This is a genomic window from Clostridium sp. (assembly GCF_050717515.1).
Classification (GTDB): Bacteria; Bacillota; Clostridia; order Clostridiales; family Clostridiaceae; genus Clostridium_AD.
Genome location: NZ_JBOITL010000042.1, coordinates 150,763 through 174,219, shown reverse-complemented (window position 1 = coordinate 174,219; position 23,457 = coordinate 150,763). Strand labels below are relative to the sequence as shown.

General features: G+C 33.0%; 21 protein-coding genes, 2 tRNA genes, 1 riboswitch and 2 other annotated features (1 of these 26 only partly in view). Of the genes, 4 read left to right on the top strand and 19 right to left on the bottom strand.

The features are described 5' to 3' along the window. Nucleotides 1-11: 11 nt before the first annotated feature. The 7 genes from queG to ACREV6_RS25125 all read right to left on the bottom strand — a co-directional run bounded on the left by queG (nucleotide 12) and on the right by ACREV6_RS25125 (nucleotide 5,206). Nucleotides 12-1,004 carry a tRNA epoxyqueuosine(34) reductase QueG gene (gene queG / locus ACREV6_RS25155; protein ID WP_431580780.1) on the bottom strand — a complete coding sequence of 331 codons (993 nt, stop codon included), beginning with the start codon at nucleotides 1,002-1,004 and terminating at the stop codon, nucleotides 12-14. Nucleotides 1,005-1,018: 14 nt separating this feature from the next. After that, entirely contained in the window at nucleotides 1,019-1,603 is a 585-nt protein-coding gene (epsC, locus tag ACREV6_RS25150; RefSeq protein WP_431580779.1) for a serine O-acetyltransferase EpsC, read from the bottom strand. Nucleotides 1,604-1,638: 35 nt separating this feature from the next. Continuing rightward, nucleotides 1,639-2,550 (bottom strand): cysteine synthase A, encoded by a 912-nt coding sequence (gene cysK, locus ACREV6_RS25145; protein ID WP_431580778.1) that lies wholly within the window; start codon nucleotides 2,548-2,550, stop codon nucleotides 1,639-1,641. Nucleotides 2,551-2,702: 152 nt separating this feature from the next. Then, nucleotides 2,703-2,968 (bottom strand) — a binding site (T-box leader). A gap of 183 nt (nucleotides 2,969-3,151) precedes the next feature. Continuing rightward, nucleotides 3,152-4,132: an NAD(P)/FAD-dependent oxidoreductase gene (locus ACREV6_RS25140; RefSeq protein ID WP_431580777.1), complete on the bottom strand. Its 981-nt coding sequence runs from the start codon at nucleotides 4,130-4,132 to the stop codon at nucleotides 3,152-3,154. Nucleotides 4,133-4,275: 143 nt separating this feature from the next. Next, nucleotides 4,276-4,351: transfer RNA gene (locus tag ACREV6_RS25135), tRNA-Trp, on the bottom strand. Between the two features lie 26 nt (nucleotides 4,352-4,377). After that, nucleotides 4,378-4,453, bottom strand: a tRNA-Trp gene (locus tag ACREV6_RS25130). A 132-nt stretch (nucleotides 4,454-4,585) separates the two neighbouring features. Further along, nucleotides 4,586-5,206, bottom strand: coding sequence for a CBS domain-containing protein (locus tag ACREV6_RS25125; protein WP_431580776.1), 621 nt, complete (start codon nucleotides 5,204-5,206; stop codon nucleotides 4,586-4,588). 183 nt (nucleotides 5,207-5,389) lie between these two features. On the opposite strand from ACREV6_RS25125, the gene tsaE reads away from it, so the two are divergent. Genes tsaE through rimI form a run of 3 tightly spaced genes read left to right on the top strand, consistent with a single transcriptional unit; the run spans nucleotide 5,390 to nucleotide 7,000 of the window. Continuing rightward, entirely contained in the window at nucleotides 5,390-5,848 is a 459-nt protein-coding gene (tsaE, locus tag ACREV6_RS25120) for a tRNA (adenosine(37)-N6)-threonylcarbamoyltransferase complex ATPase subunit type 1 TsaE (RefSeq protein WP_431580775.1), read from the top strand. Further along, nucleotides 5,845-6,558, top strand: a complete 714-nt coding sequence (tsaB, locus tag ACREV6_RS25115) for a tRNA (adenosine(37)-N6)-threonylcarbamoyltransferase complex dimerization subunit type 1 TsaB (RefSeq protein WP_431580774.1) — start codon at nucleotides 5,845-5,847, stop codon at nucleotides 6,556-6,558. Before tsaE ends, tsaB begins: the two co-directional genes overlap by 4 nt. Beyond that, nucleotides 6,551-7,000, top strand: a complete 450-nt coding sequence (gene rimI, locus ACREV6_RS25110) for a ribosomal protein S18-alanine N-acetyltransferase (protein ID WP_124997192.1) — start codon at nucleotides 6,551-6,553, stop codon at nucleotides 6,998-7,000. Before tsaB ends, rimI begins: the two co-directional genes overlap by 8 nt. A 77-nt stretch (nucleotides 7,001-7,077) precedes the next feature. Here rimI and ACREV6_RS25105 read toward each other — a convergent pair whose 3' ends face one another. Beyond that, nucleotides 7,078-7,719 (bottom strand): ECF transporter S component, encoded by a 642-nt coding sequence (locus ACREV6_RS25105; protein ID WP_431580773.1) that lies wholly within the window; start codon nucleotides 7,717-7,719, stop codon nucleotides 7,078-7,080. Between the two features lie 88 nt (nucleotides 7,720-7,807). Continuing rightward, nucleotides 7,808-7,921, bottom strand: a riboswitch (FMN riboswitch). 57 nt (nucleotides 7,922-7,978) lie between these two features. After that, nucleotides 7,979-10,141, bottom strand: a complete 2,163-nt coding sequence (locus tag ACREV6_RS25100) for a Tex family protein (RefSeq protein ID WP_431580772.1) — start codon at nucleotides 10,139-10,141, stop codon at nucleotides 7,979-7,981. Between the two features lie 200 nt (nucleotides 10,142-10,341). Here ACREV6_RS25100 and ACREV6_RS25095 point away from each other — a divergent pair, with 200 nt between their 5' ends. Then, entirely contained in the window at nucleotides 10,342-11,688 is a 1,347-nt protein-coding gene (locus tag ACREV6_RS25095) for a M28 family metallopeptidase (RefSeq protein WP_431580771.1), read from the top strand. Between the two features lie 69 nt (nucleotides 11,689-11,757). Here the strand turns inward: ACREV6_RS25095 and ACREV6_RS25090 are convergent, their stop codons facing one another. The 10 genes from ACREV6_RS25090 to ACREV6_RS25045 all read right to left on the bottom strand — a co-directional run bounded on the left by ACREV6_RS25090 (nucleotide 11,758) and on the right by ACREV6_RS25045 (nucleotide 23,028). Then, nucleotides 11,758-12,606: a hypothetical protein gene (locus ACREV6_RS25090; RefSeq protein WP_431580770.1), complete on the bottom strand. Its 849-nt coding sequence runs from the start codon at nucleotides 12,604-12,606 to the stop codon at nucleotides 11,758-11,760. A gap of 320 nt (nucleotides 12,607-12,926) precedes the next feature. Continuing rightward, nucleotides 12,927-13,802 (bottom strand): sulfite exporter TauE/SafE family protein, encoded by an 876-nt coding sequence (locus tag ACREV6_RS25085; protein WP_431580769.1) that lies wholly within the window; start codon nucleotides 13,800-13,802, stop codon nucleotides 12,927-12,929. A 268-nt stretch (nucleotides 13,803-14,070) separates the two neighbouring features. Next, the gene (locus ACREV6_RS25080; RefSeq protein ID WP_431580768.1) at nucleotides 14,071-15,075 is read right to left on the bottom strand and encodes a proline racemase; all 1,005 of its coding nucleotides are present in this window, start codon (nucleotides 15,073-15,075) and stop codon (nucleotides 14,071-14,073) included. A gap of 3 nt (nucleotides 15,076-15,078) precedes the next feature. Further along, a complete protein-coding gene (locus ACREV6_RS25075; RefSeq protein WP_431580767.1) occupies nucleotides 15,079-15,552 on the bottom strand; it encodes a glycine/sarcosine/betaine reductase component B subunit in 474 nt (157 codons plus the stop codon). 76 nt (nucleotides 15,553-15,628) lie between these two features. After that, complete coding sequence (gene prdD / locus ACREV6_RS25070) at nucleotides 15,629-16,393, bottom strand: proline reductase cluster protein PrdD (RefSeq protein WP_431580766.1); 765 nt, start codon at nucleotides 16,391-16,393, stop codon at nucleotides 15,629-15,631. Between the two features lie 140 nt (nucleotides 16,394-16,533). Beyond that, nucleotides 16,534-17,259, bottom strand: a complete 726-nt coding sequence (gene prdB, locus ACREV6_RS25065; protein WP_431580765.1) for a D-proline reductase (dithiol) protein PrdB — start codon at nucleotides 17,257-17,259, stop codon at nucleotides 16,534-16,536. Continuing rightward, on the bottom strand, nucleotides 17,259-17,513 hold the full coding sequence (locus ACREV6_RS25060; protein WP_431580764.1) for a CBO2463/CBO2479 domain-containing protein: 255 nt from the start codon (nucleotides 17,511-17,513) through the stop codon (nucleotides 17,259-17,261). The genes prdB and ACREV6_RS25060 overlap by 1 nt, the downstream gene beginning before the upstream one ends. A 9-nt stretch (nucleotides 17,514-17,522) precedes the next feature. Continuing rightward, nucleotides 17,523-19,628, bottom strand: a complete 2,106-nt coding sequence (gene prdA, locus ACREV6_RS25055; RefSeq protein WP_431580763.1) for a D-proline reductase (dithiol) proprotein PrdA — start codon at nucleotides 19,626-19,628, stop codon at nucleotides 17,523-17,525. A gap of 22 nt (nucleotides 19,629-19,650) precedes the next feature. Continuing rightward, the gene (prdC, locus tag ACREV6_RS25050; protein ID WP_431580762.1) at nucleotides 19,651-20,955 is read right to left on the bottom strand and encodes a proline reductase-associated electron transfer protein PrdC; all 1,305 of its coding nucleotides are present in this window, start codon (nucleotides 20,953-20,955) and stop codon (nucleotides 19,651-19,653) included. 270 nt (nucleotides 20,956-21,225) lie between these two features. After that, a complete protein-coding gene (locus tag ACREV6_RS25045) occupies nucleotides 21,226-23,028 on the bottom strand; it encodes a sigma 54-interacting transcriptional regulator (RefSeq protein ID WP_431580761.1) in 1,803 nt (600 codons plus the stop codon). 382 nt (nucleotides 23,029-23,410) lie between these two features. Further along, nucleotides 23,411-23,457, top strand: a binding site (T-box leader) (it continues 173 nt past the right edge of the window).

Genomic DNA, 23,457 nt, shown 5'->3' with positions numbered 1-23,457 from the left:
TTATAAAATTATTATAAATTGAAAAACTTTAAAAGTCTATAATAATAATCCCTTATATAGGGTGATGTGTCCTTCTCTAGGGTTATAATCTTAACTTTTCCAATGGAAATCGCATTAATAATTGCATTCCTTTTAAGTATATTTTTTCCTCTCCACCCACAAGAAGTTATTTTATACTTATCTTTAAATAAGTCATTATTCATATTCATTAAGGATTGCACGTCCGCGTTTTTCATATATTCATATGGTTTAAATTCACTAATATCACTAAACTGAATTCCACTATTGTATGGACATGCTCTCTGACAGGTATCGCAACCAAATAATCTACCATTTATTTTTCCAAACCAATGATCCTCTATATGTTTTTTCTGAGTTATGTAGGAAAGACATATATTTGCATCATTATTTATTCCTGCTTGACCTTTCACTATAGAATTTGTAGGGCAAGCTTCTAAACACATCTCACAATTACCGCATTTTTGCGCAATGGGTTTGTCTGGTAGGATTATTAAATCTGTTATAATTTCACCTAAAAAAACATATGATCCGTATTTTTCTGTTATCAGTGTATTATTTTTTCCTATAAATCCTATTCCACTATTACAGGCAATGTATCTCTCTGGAAGCGCATTGCTATCCACAAAAGACATAGCTTTTCCGCCAATACCCTCAATGAACTTGCATATTTTTTCCATGTATTCAGTTACAACAGCATGATAATCTCTTCCTAACGTATATTTAGAAAAATACGTCTCTTCAATAAAATCTAGACTATATAGATAGGGAAATGCAATTGTAATTATTGTTTTTCCCTCTGGCATATATAAAAATGGATTTATCCTCTTATCTAAACTATGCTCCTCAAACTCATTTTCTAACCCAAGCTTTTTTCTTGTCTCAAAATAAGGACTTAGCTCATGAAAAATCCTACACTCGCTAAATCCTATTGTGTCTATTCCATTTTTTATACAAAACTCTATTATTTCTTCCTTAATGCTCATATTGTCAGTCCTTTTTATATTATCATATCATTATACATTCTTTTAGTCTTCCCTAAATAATCCTTAATCTCTATTATAGGAATAGTTTTCCCCAAAATTACTCTAGCTGGAATACCAACAGCAGTTGCCTTAGCTAATACATCTTTTAAAACTACAGCATTAGCACCAATTTTACTACCAGATCCTATTTTAATTGGTCCCAAAATTTTTGCACCAGCACCTACCACCACATCATTCCCTAAAGTAGGATGTCTTTTTCCGGTGTCCTTACCTGTTCCACCAAGTGTAACTCCTTGATATAATGTTACATTATTCCCAATTTCTGTCGTTTCTCCTATTACCACGCCCATTCCATGATCTATAAATAACCCTTTTCCTATTTGGGCCCCTGGATGAATTTCTATTCCAGTAAAAAGCCTAGCTATTTGTGATACAGCTCTAGATATAAAATAGATTTTATGGTTATATAGAAAATGAGCTATTCTATAAAATATTATAGCATGAGTAGAGGGATATAGAAATATTACCTCCACCCAATTCTTAGCTGCTGGATCTTTTTCTAATACATTTTTAATTTCATATTTCAGCATTTTAAACATATACCCATTCACTCCTACATAGCAATATTGTTGATTTAGTCATAAATCCCCATGGAGATATATTTTTCTCCTCCATCAGGTGCAACAGTAACAACTTTTTTACCCTTACCTATTCTACTCGCAATTTTTATAGCTGCTGCAATATTCGCTCCTGTTGAAATTCCTACTAATATGCCTTCTTCACTGGCCATTAGTTTTGCCATTTCAAAAGCCTCATCATCAGATATTTTTATTATTTCATCAACAACGCCAGCATCATAAATATCTGGTGTAAATCCTGCTCCTATTCCTTGGATTTTATGTGGTCCAGGTTCCCCACCTGATAATACAGGAGATTTTTCTGGTTCAACTGCAACTACCTTAATGTCTTTTCTAATTTCTTTTAATCTTCTTCCTACTCCAGTAATTGTTCCACCAGTTCCTACTCCCGATACAAACACATCTAAATCGGACACGTCTTCCACTATTTCTTCTGCGGTTGTAGCATAATGTTTTTCTGGATTTGCTAAATTAGTAAATTGCTGAGGTATAAAGAAATTAGGTTTTCCCTCGGCTACTTCCTTAGCCTTGTTTATAGCGCCCTTCATCCCCTTAGTACCATCCGTAAGCACAAGTTGTGCTCCATATGCCTTAATTAAATTTCGTCTTTCAACGCTCATGCTATCCGGCATTACAATAATCACCTCGTATCCCTTGATCTTTCCAATCATAGCCAAAGCTATTCCCATATTTCCACTAGATGGTTCAACTATAGTAAATCCTTCTTTTAATAGTCCTAAATTTTCAGCTTTTTCTATCATCCCAAGTGCCGCTCTATCTTTTATGCTTCCAGCTGGATTAAACTTTTCAAGTTTCACATAAATATCAGCCATGTCACCCTTTACTAATTTATTTAATTTTAAAACCGGTGTTGCTCCTATCATATCTAAAACGTTGTTATACATCATAATAATATCCCTCCAAATTTAAAATAATTAATTTGCTTTAAAATCTATCTATATTTCTACATTCCTACAATTCTCTTAAATGAAAAATGACAATTATATACTCGTCAGTAAATTTTCTGAAAAATTTTGGATACAAAAAAAACTCCCTCTAATCTAGAGACGAAGTTTTGCTTCGTGGTCCCACTCTAAGTTATAATCACTATAGTGATTATAAAGCCACTTTTTCAAGCACAGCGCTATGCTCTATCCCTATAACGGGGGAACCCCGATGCAGCCTACCAAAGACATATTCATATGCCTAATTCGGTGCACAACTCCAAAGGGCACTTCATATAAGTTTCCCATAAGAATCTTCTCAGCTTTAGACTCTCTCTCTGTATATTATTCTTATACTACTTTCCTTTTTCTCAGTATTTCCTAGTATTTTAGTATGAATTACTTTTCTTTATTATATTATATTCTTAACATTAAAATATGTCAATACCCTTTAGTTATTTTAGCCCATTGCTTTTTCGAGTAGTTATGATGTAAGTCCATCTGCGGATTAATACTCTTACAATTTCCTACAAAAAAACTGTTAGAATAAACTAACAGTTAATGCCTAAATTTTGTAATCCTTTAGGTATTGCGAAGTAGCAATCCCTATATTTTGACTTTGTTTTACTACTTTTCCAGAAAATTCATACCCACTAGCTACGTTTCCACAAGCAAAAATGCCAGCTATATTGGTTTGTGATTTTTCATTTACTTTAATTTGTCCCGTTGATGAATCAACTTCAATTTTTGCTTGTTTTGCGAGCTCATTATCTGGAAATAATTTTACAGATAAAAGTAATGCATCACAAGAAATATATTCCTCGCTACCTTTAATAACTCTATTATTATTATCCAATTTTACTAAAGTAACGCCTTCAATTCTACTTTTGCCTGAAATGGCAGTGATTTTTTGCTTTGTTCTTAATGGTATATTAAAATCATTAAGGGCATTACCCAGTTTTTTATCAACTGCTTCAATATAATCTTTATCTTCAACTATAGCTTTAACATTAGTTCCTTCAATAGAAAGTCTACTTGCCATTATTAATGCAATATCTCCTGTACCCAATATTATAATTTGTTTTCCTGGCATATATCCTTCTATATTTACAAACTTCTGCGCAGCCCCAACAGTATATATACCCGCACAGGTGCTACCAGCTAAATTAGAAAATCCTCTTGGTCTTTCTCTACACCCAGTGGAAATTATTATAGCTTCGGCTCTTATTTTAAAGATTCCATCATAAGTATTCACCGCACTAATTTCTTTAGTAGGAGTTAAATTTAAAACCGTAGTTTCTAATTTATATGAAATACCCAGTTTATTAACTTTATCTATAAGTTTCTGTACAAATTCAGGTCCAGTCAAGTCTTCACCAAAAGTGTTCACACCAAATCCATTATGGATACACTGATTTATTGTTCCGCCCAATTGATTTTCTCTTTCTAAAATCAGTATTTCACCCTCGTAGTGTTCTTTAGCTGAAATAGCAGCTGCAAGGCCTGCGATGCCTCCTCCAATTACTACTATGTCATATTGCTGCATTACATACCCTCCTATTTTAAGGCATCTAAAAAAAATGACTAGTCGCTATACTAGTCTATTTTTGGAAATGCCTAATACTAAAATTTGATAGTCCATTATAAATAAACGCAAAAACCCGTGAAAATAATTTCACAGGTTTAATTTGGCAGGGGTAGTAGGACTCGAACCTACAACCAATGGTTTTGGAGACCACTACTCTACCAATTGAGCCATACCCCTTTATTGCGTATAAAATTTTAAAAAAATGGCAGGGATAGTAGGGGTCGAACCTACAACCAATGGTTTTGGAGACCACTACTCTACCAACTGAGCTATATCCCTAAAATACATCCAAATTATATCATGTATTTTTAATAAATGCAAGTGTTTTATATTTCCAACTTATTAAGAAACACAGGAGAAATACCTCATGTACGCTCCGCGTTTCTTAATGTCTATTTTACTATTAACAAATTATTCTACTTTAAACCCTGCTGCCTTTACTTTTGCAATGATGTCATCAAAGTTATCTGTCTCAAGTCTTACAACAATCTCCTTAACCTCAGTAAGACTTTTTGGATCAATAACTACAAAACTAATTATATCACCTTTGTTTTCAGTTATTATTTTTGAAAGTTTAGAAATCTGACCTTGAATATCATAAGCTATCACAGCTAAGCGTTTTCCTTTATTAAGCCCAAATAACTCAGTAAATTCATGAAATATAGCATGATGTGTAACTATGCCCTTAAAATCACCATTGTTATCCACTACAGCAACAAAAGAAACACTTCTTGTCTCTAAAAAATGTGCTGCTTCTTCTGCTTGTTGCATTGGATTAATAAGAGGTACATCAGTCCTCATTACATTTTCAACTATAAAATCAGATAACAAGCATTTCTTATCAAGACAATTTTCATAATAGTAAGTATAAATTCTTTCTTTTGAAATTGTTCCAATGAATTTATTACCTTCAGCCACAGGAATTGATAAAAAATTATTTTCATCCATAATTTCTAAAGCTTTACCTATTGTCACCTTTGGTGTTACCGTAATCAATTTTTCTTTTAATACCATCAAATTATTAACAAACATTATTTTCCCCCCCTTAATAAGTATATAAGCTATTATACCTTATTTTATAATTTAAGTATAAACAATTGTTTTTTATTTTAGAAATATAATTATTAAAAATAAATCTATATATTATGAGTAATCACTTAGATTACCTTTTCTTTTTTTATTTTTTAGGATAAAATATCTAGTGAGGTGAAACTTATGGAATTTGTAGTAACTACAGTAGAAGAAACTTATAAAATAGGAGAACTAATAGGTGAGCTTGTAAATTCAGGCGATATAATCTGCTTAATTGGTGACCTAGGCACTGGCAAAACTCATTTAACAAAAGGAATTGCAAAAGGCTTAGGTATTGAAGATCATGTAACAAGCCCTACTTTTACAATTGTAAATGAGTATGCTGGTCGTTTAAAATTATATCATTTTGATGTATACAGGGTAAATGATCCTGACGAAATAGAAGCTATAGGCTTTGATGAATATATATTTAGTGATGCGGTTAGTATTATTGAATGGGCTAATTATATTGAGGAATTGATTCCACGGAATAATTTGACCATTACCATCGAAAAGCTCCCCGAATTTGGAGATAATTATAGAAAAATCAGCACAAGCTATTCTGATAAAAGATATGATTATATAAAGGAGATAAAAATATGAAAATTTTAAGTATAGATTCTGCTACAGCTGCAGCGACTTGTGCCATTCTTGAGGATGACAATGTACTTGGTGAAATAACTTTTAATTATAAAAAGCAACATTCTCTAATACTTATGCCTATAATCGACGAATTATTTAATAATGTAGGAATGTGCATAGGCGATATAGATGCCTTTGTAGCCTCAAAGGGGCCCGGTTCTTTTACAGGGCTTAGAATAGGACTTTCCACCATCAAAGGTCTTAGCCAGGGTACAGGAAAGCCATTTGCAACTGTATCCACCTTAGATTCCTTAGCATATAACTTAGCATATACAGATGGAATTATCTGTCCTATACTAGATGCACTAAGAGATAATGTTTATACATCCTTATATACTTTTAATAATTGCGAGCTTAACCGCATTACTGACTATATAAATATTTCTATAGATGAATTAATAATTATGCTTAAAGAGAAAAACTGCAATATTTCTTTTGTAGGAGACGGTGTTCCAAAATTCAGAGAAAAACTTATAGAACATTTTCCCCTGGCCAGATTTGCGCCAGCTCACTTAAATTTAGCCAGGGCATCATCCCTAGGAGAATTAGGTCTTAAGCTCTTATCTAAGGGGACAGTGGATGATTTATACGCGTCAGTACCTATTTACCTTCGAAAACCCCAAGCAGAGCGAGAGTACGAAGAAAAAATGAGGCAAAATAAAAATGAATAGCGATTTTAAAATTTGTCCAATGGATAAGTCGTCTATTAAATCTATCCTCAATATTAGCGAATTAAGCTTTCCGATTTCTTGGAGTTTAGAATCCCTAGAAAGCGAATTAGATAATAAATTCGCTAAATATGTAGTACTCAAGAAGGGCGATTCTATAGTAGGTTATGGAGGCATGTGGTTAATTATAGATGAGTCCCATATTACTAATGTTGCAATTCATCCCGATGCCCGAGGCCACGGTGGTGGAGATTTAATCGTAGAAGCCTTATTTAGAATTTGTAGAAAGCAAAAAGTAACAGCTATAACCTTAGAAGTTAGAAGTTCAAATTTTCTTGCTATAAACTTATATGAAAAACATGGCTTTGAAAAGGTAAGCGTTAGACCTCATTATTATGAAGACAACGGAGAAGATGCAGTAATTATGTGGAATCGTAATCTGTAACATAAATCATGAAAAATATTAACTAGTAAAGGGGTACCTATAAAATAGGTACCCCTTTACGTCTATGCCATTGTTTTCTATATTTTTGACTGATAATTGCCTTGTCTGTTTTTGTATTCTCTCTCTACATTTTCTTTATGAAGTATAGGAGAAACACTTTTATATAGAGCTAGGGTTACCGATGATACTACTATTCCTTTAATAAAATTGAAAGGAATAATTGACCAAATAATAAAGGAATTTAAATCTATAATTTTATGATTTATTTTTGTCCCCATTCCTACAACAGCAGCTACTGGGAATCCTAATACACTTTCGTATAGTGGTAGAACAACAAAATAGTTTAATATCCCTGCAAAAATCGACATGCAAATTACTCCAAGTAATAATGCAACAACAGCTCCACCTTTACTTTTACGAGCCTTATATATATATCCAGATACTAATACTAAACTTGAACCTACCAGGAAATTTGCAAGTTCTCCCACAAAGGCCGTTTTTCCTGCTAGCATTCCATGTAATATATTTTTAAAAAGTTCAATAACAACTCCCGCTATTGGTCCTAATGCAAAGGCCCCTAACAGCGCTGGTAGATCGCTGATATCAAATTTTAAGAATTCCGGAAATATAGGTATTGGTAATTCAATATACATCAAAAGAAAAGCCATCACAGATAAAAGTGAAATTTTAATAAGTTTAACAAGTTTTTCGTCTCTCATTTTTATACCCCCTAATTGAATATGTCTTCTAGGGATGGATATAATAAAAACCCTGACATAGAACTATGTCAGGGCGAATTCGCATATATCACATCTTCTTTTATCCAGACTTTACTGTCGGCTTCGGAGTTAAACCGAATCTGCCTTTCGGCTCGCGGGCTTTACCGCCGGTGGGGAAATTCGCCCCGCCCTGAAGATTATCAAATTTTATTTTATAACTTAATTATATATACGTTTAATAGAAAAAGCAATATACAAATTATATATTTTTCATAGATAATGATATTCTCTTCCTTTTCTCATCAACTTCTAGCACACTAACCTCTACTATATCTCCAACCGTAACTACATCCAAGGGATGCTTTACAAATTTATCTGATAGCTGACTTATATGTACTAACCCATCCTGATGGACTCCAATGTCAACAAAAGCTCCAAAGTCAGATACATTTCTAACTGTACCCATAAGTTTCATACCCGGCTTAAGATGGGACATTTGAACTACACCTGTTTTTAATAGTGGCTTAGGTAATTCTTCTCTTGGATCTCTACCCGGCTTTTTAATTTCTTTTATAATATCTCTAAGAGTTGGAACACCTATTTCTAATTTTTCAGCCAGTTCATTTAGATTAATAGTTTTAACTCGCTCATCCATATCTTTAAAATTTAGTGATTTTAGATCTTCCTTTGAATACTCTAATAAATCCAATAACTGTTTTGCAGCATTATATGACTCAGGATGAACTGAAGTATTATCTAAAAACTCTTTGCTCTCCATGACTCTTAAAAATCCCGCACATTGCTCATAAGCTTTTGCGCCTAATCTTTTCACTTTTAATAATTGTTTTCTAGCTATAAATTTACCATTCTCTTCTCTATAGGCTACAATATTTTGAGCTATAGCTGCATTTATACCTGATATATAAGATAATAGTGAAGGAGTTGCAATATTAAGATCTACCCCAACAGCATTAACACAGTCTTCAACTACTCCTTTTAAGGATTCATCAAGTTTTTTAGGAGTTACATCATGTTGGTATTGTCCAACTCCAATAGCTTTAGGATCAATTTTCACAAGCTCCACTAAAGGATCTTGAAGTCTTCTTCCTATAGAAATAGCTCCTCTAATAGATACATCTATATCTGGATATTCTTTTGATGCAAGCTCTGACGCAGAATATACTGATGCACCCGCCTCTGAAACTATAACGTAGTACAGATCTTTTGAGCATTCCTCTTTTAATTCTTTAATTATCTGAGCTAAAATTTCTTCAGATTCACGACTAGCAGTTCCATTACCTAATGATATTACTTCCACATTGTGCTTATTTACTAATGCTTTAATAATACCTATGGATTTTTGTACGCCATCCTTACTGCCCGCAGTAGCATATACCGTAGCCATATCTAAAACTTTCCCCGTATCATCAAGCACCGCTATTTTACACCCAGTTCTAAACCCAGGGTCAAATCCAAGCACTACCTTCCCTTTTATAGGAGATTGCATTAAAAGAGCCTTTAAATTAGCTTTAAATATTTCAATAGCCCCTATTTCACCTTTTTCTGTTAGCTCTGACCTTATTTCTCTTTCAATTGATGGAAATATAAGCCTTTTTACAGAATCAGCTATACTTAGCTCTATATACTTATCAGTTTCATTATTCCCCTTTAAGCATCTAGCTCTTAAGTACTCAATAATTTTATCATTGTCAGCTTTAATTTTAACAGAAAGTATCTTGCTATTTTCGCCTCTATTTATAGCAAGAATCCTATGTGGCGGAATAGATTTAACGCCTTCTTTATACTCATAATACATTTCGAATGGTGTAGTGTCGTCACTTCCACCCTTAGTTTCTACCATTCCTTGACTATGCACCAGGGCCCTAATCCACTTTCGGAAGTCAGCTTCGTCTGAAATCATCTCACTGATAATATCACCAGCACCTTCAAGTGCGTCTAAAGATGTAGTAACTCCTTTTTCTTCACTTATAAATTTCTGCGCATACTCATTTATATCACCACTAAACTCGCCACTAAAAATAATTTCAGCAAGAGGTTTTAGCCCCTTTTCTATTGCAATGATGGCTCTGGTCCTTTTCTTAGGCTTAAAGGGCCTATAAATATCCTCTATTTCTGTAAGGGTCTCACATTTTTTTATTGAATTTTCAATTTCCTCTGTTAGATTTTCTTGTTCTCCAATAATACGTAGTACGTCTGTTTTTCTTCCTTCTAAATTTCTAAGATATATAAGTCTCTCTGTGAAATTTCTAAGTACTATATCATCAAGTCCACCTGTTCTTTCTTTTCGATATCTAGCTATAAAAGGGACTGTGTTCCCTTCATCTAATAACTGGATTACATTCTCAGATTGCTGCTTACTTATTCCAAATTCACTTATTAATCTACTTTCTATATTTTCCATATTTTTTCTAGCTATCCTTGCAAGTCACATAAAATAAATACCTAGTCAGTATTCTCGTTATTTATTTTGTATGCCTAAATAGCCAATCCTCCTCTCGCAATTTATATTTTAAGTCTAAGGTCCCAAAATTAACATATTTAATCATACCCCAAGTTCTATCTTCATATCTATATAAAGATAAAATTTTTTAGGAGAAATATATGAAAAAATTAATATGTTCTTGTTTTTTAGCCCTTTGTATTTTATTATTCCTTTATAGTTCACATATATATTATACCCTATATAGATTCAATCCTACAAATGTGTACCAAAATATAAAATATATCTCCTCAAATCACTTCAAAGGTAGACTTACTGGCACTTTAGAAAATGCAGAAATTGCTACTTATATTAACTTGCAGTTCAAAAATAACGGTTTAAAACCTTATAAAGATAGTGAACTTCAAAACTTTAAAGTACTATATCCTAAAAAAATAGATGGCAGTCCATATTTAAAAGTATTAGACAACCAGGGCAAAATAGTAAAAGACTTTGTTTATAGTATGGATTTTAAAGAAGACATGCAAAACTTCAAAAGCAATGATTTAACCTTCGATAAAAATAATATAAGCGTAATAAAAGAAGACTATCTTGAAGTTAATACTATTGATGGATCCTTCATATTCTTTGTTCCTCGCGATAATGATCTGTCCTTTAGAAGTTCTTTTGTTTATGACTCTAATTATAACATGTATATTATGATTACTAAAGAAACCCTTGCATCACTTAAAGATTTATTAAACAGGAATTGCAGCGTTAATTGTTTTATCCCTTTCCGGGTCTCAGAGACCACTGTAAATAATGTTATGGGCTATTTAGAAGGCAAAGATGTCTCTGCTCCACCAATAATTGTTTCAGCACACTTCGACCATTTAGGTACGGATTTAAATGGCACTATATATAGTGGTGCTCTAGATGATGCATCCGGTCTTTCCTTTATGCTAGAAATGAGTAAATATTTAACTTCGCTTGGTAAACCAGATAGGAGCATTCTCTTCTTAGGCTTTAATGCGGAAGAATTTGGTTGCCTGGGCTCAAAGGCTTTTATTACGAAATATAAAGATTATATACAAAATAGTAAAGTATTTAATTTTGACATGATTGGAAGTAATAGTGCTGTTCCTCTATGCATCATGGGAGGAAAAAAAGACACCGATAAAACACCTTTTATAAAATCAGTTTCAAGTACTTGCAAAAAAGAAAAAATATTTTTCAATTATCTTTTTGAAGATGCTAGTGATCACGAAGGCTTTAGAAGTGAAAACATTGATGCTATAAGTTTCTGTGACAATGATATGACTCGAATACATACTCCCAAAGATACTGCTGAATATATAAGTTTAGAGTCTATACAAAGATGCTATGATGTGGCATCTAAAGAAATTATCAAATATACTTTTAAAAATAGCTTTATTATTATATATTATAAAGAATGCTTTCTAATTTCTATAATTGGAATCCTTATATTTTCTTTTCTTTATAAGAAGAATAACAAAGACATTTTTTAATATTTGTAAACAAAACACCTATATTCCATTAGATATAGGTGTTTTGTTATATATTTGTATTTTCTTCATCTAGCAAGACGACGTACTTTCATCCACTCTTCCTCTTCTAAAGCTGACTTTTGACTTGCCTGTATGAAGCTGCCACATATGCCAGAAAACATAAGGTACAATAATTGCAAAATTAAATATCCCCCAATAAAGCAGTACATCCGAGTTAAACCAAGCTGTAGAATCCATTAGTGCTGGAATAACTGGAGGGAAACATGCCTTTAAAAGCATCATAAAAGCTAATGTATATACACGAGATATTATATACAATTCTGGGCGCCTTTTAATAATGGGATATAATTCTGCAGCTACCAATATACATAGAGTACCAGCTAATGCCTTTGGCCACTCAGCAAATACGAAACATGCATTCCATGTGGTGTAAATAAAGTTCCAAGCTATAGTTGTATAACTTATAAGATCCCCAGGTTTCTCTTTTGAAAAGCTCCAAAACTCTGGTGCAAATGGCATTGTTACACAAAGCAAAAATCCACAAGCTGCATTAAAATAATTACCTAGGGTTACATCCTTTATTGTTGCTTCCATTATGTTTAAAAACAATATAGCATAGAAAAACCAAAGAACCCATTTCTTTTGTATTGATTTCCAAATTTTTCCTTGTTTTTTTTCATAAGTTGCGATACGACAAATACCAAGAAAAGCAGTGGGTAAAAGAACGCTGAGGGTCTTAGACCATCTGAACCATCCAATTACGCCTCCGCCAATAATCCAAAGCGGAAAGGTAAATAACGCTGCAATCCAAAACCAGCTTGCAAATTTGTAGTGAATTCTCATATAATCAATAAGAAATAGAAGAAATACAGTATATAAGCCCATTGAAAGTACATACTGCCACCATGGTATATTCATATAACATCCCCCTCTTTTTATGTTAAATTTATTCAAATATATAATAATAATATCATTTATTGTAAATTTATACAATAAAAAGAAAAGAGTTCAGTTTCAATATTTTCCATATATAAAGTTGGAATTTGGAATTTTTTCTGCAATATTTTTAAAAACAGTAAATATAGCATAGCAGTTGTATACATAATATTCATAGAACGTAAAAAAAGATGATTCCTGTTACTTTAACAGAATTCATCTTTTAAATTTAGCCTTTTTTTAAAAAGTCTTAGACAAAGGGTAATCTTTCTTTAAAACCTGTTTTTTTATTCAGATATATTTTATGCTTTTTGTTTAACTGGTTTTAAATAAGACATGAACATTGTAATAGCTGTATAAATTATAACCACAACAACAACCCATTTCAATATATCAAGTGGTAAGGATTTAACAATTTTTGCTGCAATAATTACGCCTATTACTCCAAATACTGTTATTGCCATAGAAGCTTTTCTATCATAAGCTCCTTCTTTAACAAATTTAACAGAAGCTGCTGGCATTAAGAATGCACAAGAACCCATCATAATTGGAAATGCAATTGCTGGGCTTAATCCAAGTGCATATATAAGTGCCATACACGGAGCATAAAGACCTATTCCAAGTGTCATTAAAGCACCAAGTATAAAGTTACCTATAATCGCGAAAATTAGTTTTGCTCCTGTAAGACCAATTGCATCTCCTCCAGCAGGGAACATTTTCAATTGTTGAAGCGTCATAACAACCGCTACAATTATTAATGCAATTGCCATTCCTAATTGAATTTTCTTTACATCGAGTTTAGCAACAAACCCAGCTCCAAGAATTGCTCCTACCGTTGCTGCGAAAAGCAACGCAACAAGTGTAATTGGGTCAACTTTTATAACTGTAATAAAAATAAATGCTTCCAATACTACTGGAATTGTACAGGATACGTTTAATGTTCCCGGTAGTGTTCTATCATTTGTAAGTTTGAATTGTTTTAATAGTGCAGTTGTAGGTGCAAAGCTACCAATACCTAGCGTATCAAAGAAATTTGTGAAGAACCCTACAAATCCTGTAGCTAAAAAACTTGGTTTTTCAAGTCTACCTTCCTTTGAAGCTAGCATGTAGTCCTTAATAAAAATTATTGCGAAATAAAGGGTTAAAAGACCTAGTGCTGATAATACTGCGATTAACATTTTAAATTCCCCCTTGTTTAATTAATATATCATTAGCATGCACCATTTAAAAAGATTTCTAAATAGTGCATGTTAATTGTTACCAAAATTCATACATTATTTGTATTTTAAATAGTTTAGTTAAAAAAGTCACATAAATTTATATTGTTTAGATTTTTATTCTACTACATTATACTTATATTGTCTATGAATTATTCATTTAATAGATAATTCAGTTTATTCCACTAATGGTATATACTAACGTTTAATACTAAATATTTCCTGTTAATTATAGCTTAAATCCATATTTTAGAGGATCTTCTTCATCAATAACAAATTGATTGAATCCAGTAATATATGCACTGCCTGTTATTTCTGGAATGACACCTTTGAACTGCCCTACTTGCACTTCTTCAAGTACTTTGCCTTTAAACATAGTTCCAACAATACTTTCATATACAAATTCTTCATTTTGTTTCAAATGGCCCTTTGCATACAAATATGCAAGTTTAGCACTTGTTCCTGTCCCACAAGGAGATCTATCTACTTGTCCGTCTCCAAATACTACTACATTTTGAAGAGTAGCCTTTGGATTTTTAGCAGGTCCATATATTTCAACCAAATCTACTGTGTTTATATGAGGTAGCAATGGATGCTTAACAGGAATAGATGCATTAATTGCATTTAGAATTTTCATTCCTACTTCACACAATTTCTGTGCATTTTTAGGACAAATATCAAGATCTAAGTCAACAGCTTTAACAAGTGCAAAAAAACTTCCTCCAAAAGAAATATCAAGAGTTATTTTACCGAGTTCAGGAACATCCACTTGTACATTTTCCTTATAAAGAAAAGAAGGAACATTTTGGATAGAAACTTCTTTTACCTTTTGATTTTCCACTTTAACTTTTGCCTTAACTAGTCCTGCCGGCGCTTCTAAAGTTAGATATGTGTAAGGTTCTACCATAGGAATTATTCCAGTTTCTACAACTACTGTTGCAGCTCCAATAGAACCATGACCGCACATATTTAAATATCCGCCACCATCCATAAAAATAATTCCTAAATGAGCTTCTGGCATTGTTGGAGCAGTAATAATTGATCCAAACATATCATTATGCCCTCTTGGTTCAAGCATAATTGCTGTTCTCAAATAATCCAAATGTTTTTCCAAGTATTCTTTCTTTTCAGGCATAGTATTTCCTGGAATTACCGGTACACCGCCAGTTATAATTCTTGTTGGTTCTCCCATGGTATGTGAATCTACTGCATTGATCATTCTCATTGCTTTCATAATTTATCCCCTCATCTTTCTATTCATTTTAAGTTTCAAAAGCGCTAGCGCTTTTTTTGCATCTAATTCACAAACTGTATTTTGTCCTACTATTTCTGTTTCAATACCCTCTACTGATTTGTTGAAATCAACAATTGTATCCATATATTTATTTGTAACTACAAATTGTGCTTGAGTACCTACAAAGCTAAGCCCTACTACCGGTATGTTTCTCTTTCCAATTTCTTCGATAGTATTAGCATAGTCTACATGACTATTACCCCAACCATCTACAGATATAATAACCCCATCAGCTCTCATAGCTTCTGTCCATGCTGCTGCTCTTTGTCCAACAAACAATTTATCTTCATTAGATTGAGGTGTTCCAACAATAATTATGCCTAACAAATCAATATCCGCATCCTTAGATATAACATCCAGCAGTGGATCTCTAAAATGATGCAACGTTGTTTCCTTTGTAGATGGACCAACTCCCATAGTATTCCTCCTCACCAGGATTACATAGTTTAACGACACTGAAAGAAGTGCCGATTAATGACACCAAAGATGATTATTAATGCATAGCCCTCAAAGCACCATCTCTATATTCATTCGGGCTCAATATTATTGGTACATTCCCTAAATCTATAATAGATCTGCCACTTTCAAAGCCACCCGGTTCTTTGCCGAGTAACTGTGTATCATACATTGCACCTTGACCCGCTACCTGTTTTATAACAACTACTTTCTTTTTTCCAAGTTTAATTTTGTCAAAATATTCAAACTTCTCATCATATACTTTTCCATTCATTTTCTTTAAAGCTTCCCTTATTTCCTGAACTAATCTATCACAGGCCCTATGTGCTGCTGTGGGTCCTATCCTTACTGCGCCCATTCCATCTTTGAGTATTACATCTACATGAATTATAATATCTGTTTCATTTGGAGTACCTGCACGACCAAACACTACTTGCTCTGATAAAATGCCTTCTGAAGATCCAAATTCTGCAACTTGAATTCCCATTTCATCTATACCCGTGAGCATAACATAGACTCCTGTTAAAGTATGTGTTATTCCATCACCAATTTTCCCTAAAACCTTAGTTGCTATTGGTGAAAAATCCATAATGCTATTAACAAAAAAATCATGTTGTTTTGGATTTACTATTTCCACTTCGATACACTTTATAATATCTATAGATTCTTGCATTAAATCCTTCTTTATATCTTCTCTTAAGTACAATATTTTATTTTGGATAATAGTTTTTTTACCAAACTCTACTTTTTCAATATGGAATGTTTTAATCAATAATTTTCGCATTTCAATTTCATTTTCCATACATCTCACCACAATTCATTTTTTTATATAGGAATGCGCCAAAATTAAATTTGGCGACATTCCTAATTTTATTTAATTATAACCTTCGCAGCTGTTCATCACCTTCGCAGCTGTTCATCACCTTCGGTGCTGCAATGTCGTTAAACTTTTGCTGCGTACTCATAAGGTAATGGAACAATTTTTCCAGCTGATGGTATAGCTATAAGTTGTAATAAAGTAGCTTTTAATATATTTGTTTGCATTTCTTTATCATTTGGTGCTCCAGCATTTGCTCCCATTGGAACAAGTGGTGCAACAGATCTTGGTGTTCCAGCTTGCCTAACTACTGGTGGCAGCGCTGCAATAAGTATCGTAGGAATCCCTGATTCCTCTATCGCTCTCTGTACAAGTACAGCGGAGCGGTGACAAGTTCCTCAGCCAGCTGTTAAAACAACTGCGTCTACACCTTCAGCTTTTAGTAACTTTGCAATAGCAGGACCAGTTTCGTTTTTAAACTTATCTTGGTCTCCGCCGCCGCCCATAAATCCATAATGCATTGGAGCAATTTCTTTTATAAATCCTTCAGCTGCAAGTTCTCTTAATCTATCAATGGGGAACATACAATTTATATCTTTGTTTACGTCTCCATTATCATATCCACCATGGGATACCATTAAGTCATTAGATTTTGTATTACCTGGAACAGCTCTAAAAGTAAAGTCTCCTGCTAAATTAAATCTCTTGTCTGTTTTCAAATGTACTCCTGAAGCAGTGGCAAAAGCAACTCTCATTTCATTTAATGGTTTTGTTACCGGTGTCCAAACTGGTGGTGGTGTAATTGGTACAAATATTTCTGATTGTAATCCTTTAACGGTTGTTAAACTCATTATACTTTCCCTTCCTTTCTGTTTCTTGTCTCTATATTACTAACGTATTTTTCGTTGGGTTCTTCAGAAAGAACCTCAATGAAACTCATTCTAAATCCGACTTCTTGACCTACCTGCACAGGATAATCTGTAATTAGCATCCTCATTGGTATCTTCATGTACCCTAATCTTCCTTTTAAATCGATACATACCATACCCTCATGCTTTTCTACTATAATTCCATACATTTCTATTATCTTATCGCCGTATTTCATTGTTTCTCCTTATTTTGCTGAATATTTTTCTAATCTTTTTTTACTTACTGGAATTGAAGTTTCATTTTCTACTCTTTCAATGGAAACTGCATATGTTTTCTCAACAGATTCAAGATTGCTTTCCTTAACATTTGCATTCCAATGTCTTTCTGCTGCTACTACTTCTTCTCCTGCTATTGCAGTTTTAAGCATTGCAAGCGCACGGATTGCATCTTCTTTGCAAAGTGTATTACATCCTAAAACTTCATTTTCAATTCCTGCTTCTGATTTATTGTTGTCAACCATGTACTTAGTATACTTATTACCAACAACTAGAGCACCTTGAACTCCACAGAAAGACATTCCTACAACGCCAATTCCACGCATACCTATTTGCTCAATGTGGCTAGCAAAGTCGATATGGTTATTTCCAAATCCTTCTGTTGTAACAATTGCACCTGCAACATCCATTGTCTCAATAGTCATTCCAAGTCTTTCAGATACATAAAACTTTTCACTATTGATTTGTGGGCTTCCTACAAGTACAACTCCGCAAAAATCAACTTCTGGATCATTCATTGCTGCTATAACAAGTGGTTCTCTCCAGTAATGTCTTGAACATTCTTTTGATGCAGGTCCTATACAAGTTAATGCATGAATTCCACCATCTAATACTTCTAATGGTGAAAGTACAATTGGTAAATTTCCAAGGTCAACGTTTGGTTTTCCACCAAGTATTCCAACTGGCTCTACTGGAAGAATTAAGTTATCATGCATTGCGCCTTGGCCCATGATTTCTTTTACTACTACTATTTTCTTTCTACCAGTTCTTCTGTATTGAACAAATTCTTCACTGTTTACTACTAAGCTTTCATCTAGTTTCTTTAGAGCTTCTCTAATTTCTTGTGTGATCATATCTGTTGCTTTATGAGCAGCAAAAGGTCCTGGTCTTTCCATGTTCATTCCTGCAAGTATTGTAACTTGAGTTTTAATGAAAATTTCACCTTTATCTGGTGCGCTTGGTCTTCCCCACATAATATTTTCTTCTAAAATACCTTCTGAAGAACCAAATTCTCCAATTTGAACGCCATTTTCATCTGTTCCGGTAACCATAACGATAACACCGTCTAATACTCTTGTTACCCCTTGACCTAATTTATGTTCTCCTTCTTTTGTAGCAATTGGCTGTACATCCATAATTGTTTCACTATATGTGTTGTACTTATCTGGTGTAATTATATCAATTTTAATATCTGTAACAAGTTCGCTGATTTTCACAGCATCTGTGCAGATATTTTCTCTAATATAAAGTGTTGTTCCTTCAATTTTAGTTTCAGGACCAAATTTAACTTCTTCTATTTTGAAGTGTTTTTTAACAAGCTTTCTTACAATTTTGTCTTCGAGCTTTACTTCTGGAGTCTTACTTTCTTTTACAGCTTCTTTAGCTACAGCCATTCCAGCGCTTGCTGTTTTTACTGTTTCTACTGCTTGAACTGTATTTTGACTAAATGAATTAAGAGGGATTTCTATATCAATACCCTTACCTTCTGCAATTTTAATTTTTAACACTCCACCACTTATAGCAGATGACATTACTGGTGCTTCAGCTTTCATAGATACTTCCTCCTTAAATCCTTCTAAAATGTTTGGAGTTACAGGAGTTAATGCTACTGCATCTACTTTTAAAGTTGCACCAATTACTTCGCTTCTACTTAAAACACTCTCATCTAATTTTAGAAGTAGAGAGTCTTGTAGTTTATCAAAATGCATTGGGTTTTCTAAATCCTCAGCTGTAATAACATCTCCTGCACTTTTATTATCTTTTAATACTGCCTTTTCATTACCATCAGTTAATTCTACTACTTTCTTCTCTTCTGTAGTAGCAATTACACCCTCTACTATTTCTGGTGTTAATGGTACTAGTGAATCAATTGTCTTAGTAAGTTTTGCCCCAATAACCTGACCTATTTTCAAACAGTTTCCAGGTATTGTTAATAATCCTGAATCCACTAAATCTGGGAATATTGATGGATCTTCTAAATTAGCTGCAGTAAGAATTGTTCCCTCTTCTGTTCTACAACATACAACTGCGACTTCATTTTTAAATTCTGCTGCGTGCTCATCACTCATTGACATGAACATAACCTCCTTATTTTTTTTACTTTTCTTCCATTGGTAATCTTCTTGTAAGCGGATAATCTATTGTTCTAAATACATGATCTGTGTGGTGATATACTGGAATCCCCATTTTAGGAGCACAACACATTACTGTATTTGAGCAGTCACTACAATTTGCTATTAATACTCTTTTTGCGCCTTGTTTTTTAAGGTAAAGTATTGCTTCTGCCTGCCCTGGACAATCTCCTGGGGTTAAGCATTTGTTTAAACCTCTTACTTTAACTACATTTTTGCATGTTGCAACCCCAACTACTTCTGAATGCATTTTTTCTGCAACATTCCGTAATCTCGCTTCATCTGCTGCGCAAGCACATACAAGAAGTCCTATTGGTCCTTCATATTTCGGAAGTGGTATTGTAACAATTGCACCACCTGATGTTTTTGTAACAACTGCACTTTCTATGTCTTCAGATTTTCCTGTATATGGTCCACCAATAATGATTTCACCATATTCTCCATCTATTCCACCCGCTTTTTCAATTAGGTATTTCACTGGAGTTCCTACAGGTACCTGTAAGAAAACATGACTTTCATTTCCACCTTTTAATTTTCCAACTATTGTAACGTCTTTATCTATTACTGGTTTACCTTGCTCTATGGCATTTGTTAGATTTTCTAAAGTTTCTCCATTTAGAACTACACATTTTGCTTCAAAAGGCAATTGATCAGGATTAAGCCATGTTCCAAATATTTCATGAATCAATGCTCTTTCCTCACCCATTGGATATATATCTCTTAACTCTTTTACTTCTACATCTATTGCTCCAGAAAGTGCCTTTTTAAGTGATGCAATAGCTTTTTTGTTTTTTGCTTTTACTGCTATATAACCCTTTGGCGCCCCAGTTGCAGTCATAGCATATCTTATTCCCTTAATAATACACTCTGGGTTTTTTTCTAAAACTTCTATATTATGATGTAATGCTGGTTCGCATTCAACACAATTTGCAATTACATATCCATCAGGCACCTGTGTTTTTAATTTAATATGAGTAGGAAATCCAGCTCCACCGGCACCAACAATACCTGCTTCATAGGCAGTATCTTCTATTTTCCCACATTTTTTAATTTTTATGTACTCCGTACTTTGATTTTCGTCCGCTAAAATAAAGATTTCATTTTCTGTAATTTTAGTTACTTTTCCAGTGATACTAGAATGAATTTTAGCACCGCATCCCTCTGGGTTTGCAATACATTCGCCTCTTTTAACAATTTGCCCTTCTTTTACAATTGTAGTAGAAGGTGCACCTACGTGCATTTTAAGAGGAAATTTATAGGTCATTGGCATAAAACCACCTCCATATTCTTTCACTTAAATATATACGCAATTAGTGTGCCAACTTTTCAAAGATTTTATACTTTGCCTATAGATGTTGTAAATACTGATTTGTCAGTCTATAGAGTTCTTCAATACAAGCTATTATTTTTTAATCAAAAAAAATAGCGTCTATTTTCCGACACTATTTTCACATTTCATTACCTAAAAGTCGTTTTATAACGCTTTTTAGCAGTATTAGGCGTGTCGGAAAACCGACACACTGTTTAGTTTTCTGACACTCTAGTTTTGCTTTTCTAAAAGACCATATTGATTTAATTTATAATATAAAGTACTTCTCTTTAAATTTAATATTTTTGCGGCTTTCTGTTTATTTCCACCCACGGATAGTAACACTTCTGCTATGGTGTTTTTTTCTACGCTCTCAACGATTTTCGCCAAATCATATTTATTTTGCTCTTGCTCCAAAATTTGACTTTCATTGGTATATATGTCTATTTTTTTTTTGTCTTCACTATTTTCTAGAATGTATTCCGGAAGTGTATCTAATGTAATCTTCCCTTCTGTAGAAAGTACAATCATCCTCTGTATTACATTTTTTAGTTCTCTAATATTTCCTTCCCACTTACAATTAACAAGCAGTGGGTATATCCCCTCATCTATGCTATCTATGTCTATATTTTCTTTATCAGCTACTTGCTTTATAAATAAATCTACCAACTCTTTTATATCTTCTTTTCGCTGCCTAAGTGGTGGTAATTCAATTTGAACAACTGCAAACCTATAATATAAATCATCTCTAAATTTTTTTTCTTTCATCAAATCATTTAAATTCCTATTTGTAGCAGCTATTATGCGTGTATCTGTAACAACGCCCTTTTCACTTCCCAGTCTATATACTATACCATCTTGCAGCACCCTCAAAAATTTTACTTGCATTTCCATGGGCATATCCCCAATTTCATCTAAAAACAAAGTCCCATTATTTGCAAATTCAAACTTTCCTATTTTGCCTTTCCGAATGGCACCAGTAAAAGCGCCTTCTACATATCCAAAAACTTCACTTTCAATTAATTGCTCAGGAATTGCACTACAATTCACTGCTACAAAATTCCCTACTCTACCACTAGCTTCATGAATTGATCTTGCAAAAACCTCTTTTCCTGTACCACTTTCCCCAGTAATTAATATGCTAGCAGAACTTTGTGCTACCTTTTGCGACATTGCAATAGCTTCAATTATTTTTTTGTTTTTCCCTACAATTGAAGAAAAATTATAGTTTGCCGCAATTTCTTTCTTATATGCAATCTGCAATAATTCAACTTTTCTTTTTTCTTTTTCTAATTGTTTTGATAATGTTACTACTTCCGTAACATCTCGATCCGTAGATACTACCGCCACTAATTTTCCTTTACCATTGAATATTGGCACTGTACTTAAAACAACAAACTTACCTGTAACAGGCTCATTTCCCTCATTGTCTCTTCGTTTACCATCTTTTAAAGTTTTCATAATTAACGCATTAGGAAAAAAAGACCCAATATACTTTCCAAGTATATTTTCTGCCCTTACACCATATAGTTGTTCAGAACTCTTATTCCAGTAGTTTACTATTCCACTATCACTACAAATACATACCGCTTCATGTAAGTTGTCAATAATATTATTTTGAAGATCAAACATTTCATCAATCTTCAGGTAAAAAGTATCCCTTATATTATTGCTGGTAATTACCCCTTTAATTATTTTATTTTCTATTACTGGTAATCTTCCTATTCCATTCTCTATCATTAGATTTCTTGCAGCTCTAGCAGAAGCATTCATATCTATTGTAACTACATTTTTGTTAGTATATTTTATAACTTCTTCCTGAAAAGATATGTTTTTATTTTTTTTAATTTTAGATATATCTTTTTTTGTAAAAACTCCAATTAGCATCCCCGCCGAATCTACTACTAAAACTTCATCTTTGTTTGCATCAATCATTTTATTTAAAGCCTCTTTGATGCTTTCACTTGTTTTTACTTTTATGAATTTTTTATTCATAATTTCCTTTACAGTGTAAAACATTTCTGCAATTACCAATTCATCACCCTCTTTATTATTTCCCCATTTATTTCATTATACTAACTTTATTTAAAATAACAAAGCAAACCCTTGAATTATATAAAATTTTTTATTATTTTTACACTCTCTAAATACTTTGCTCTATTTTTTAATATACATGCATATCTTCAATCATTTTTCATTAAATCATCATCTGTGAAGCTACAATATCAATGACTTCAGACGGATATTTAGACTCTCACTTATAGAAGCGAGGAAGCTTTCCTTCTAAAATGTCGTTAATTTGCACGTAAAATATTAAAACCCCTAATTTCAGGTAAAAATAGTCTTGACATATTATTATTTTTATTCTATGATTAATTCTAAAGTATAAAGTAAACTGTCATTAAAAGTGAATATACCCAATACAAAGAAAAGGATTAGTAAAAATGAGATCTTTTCACAGCG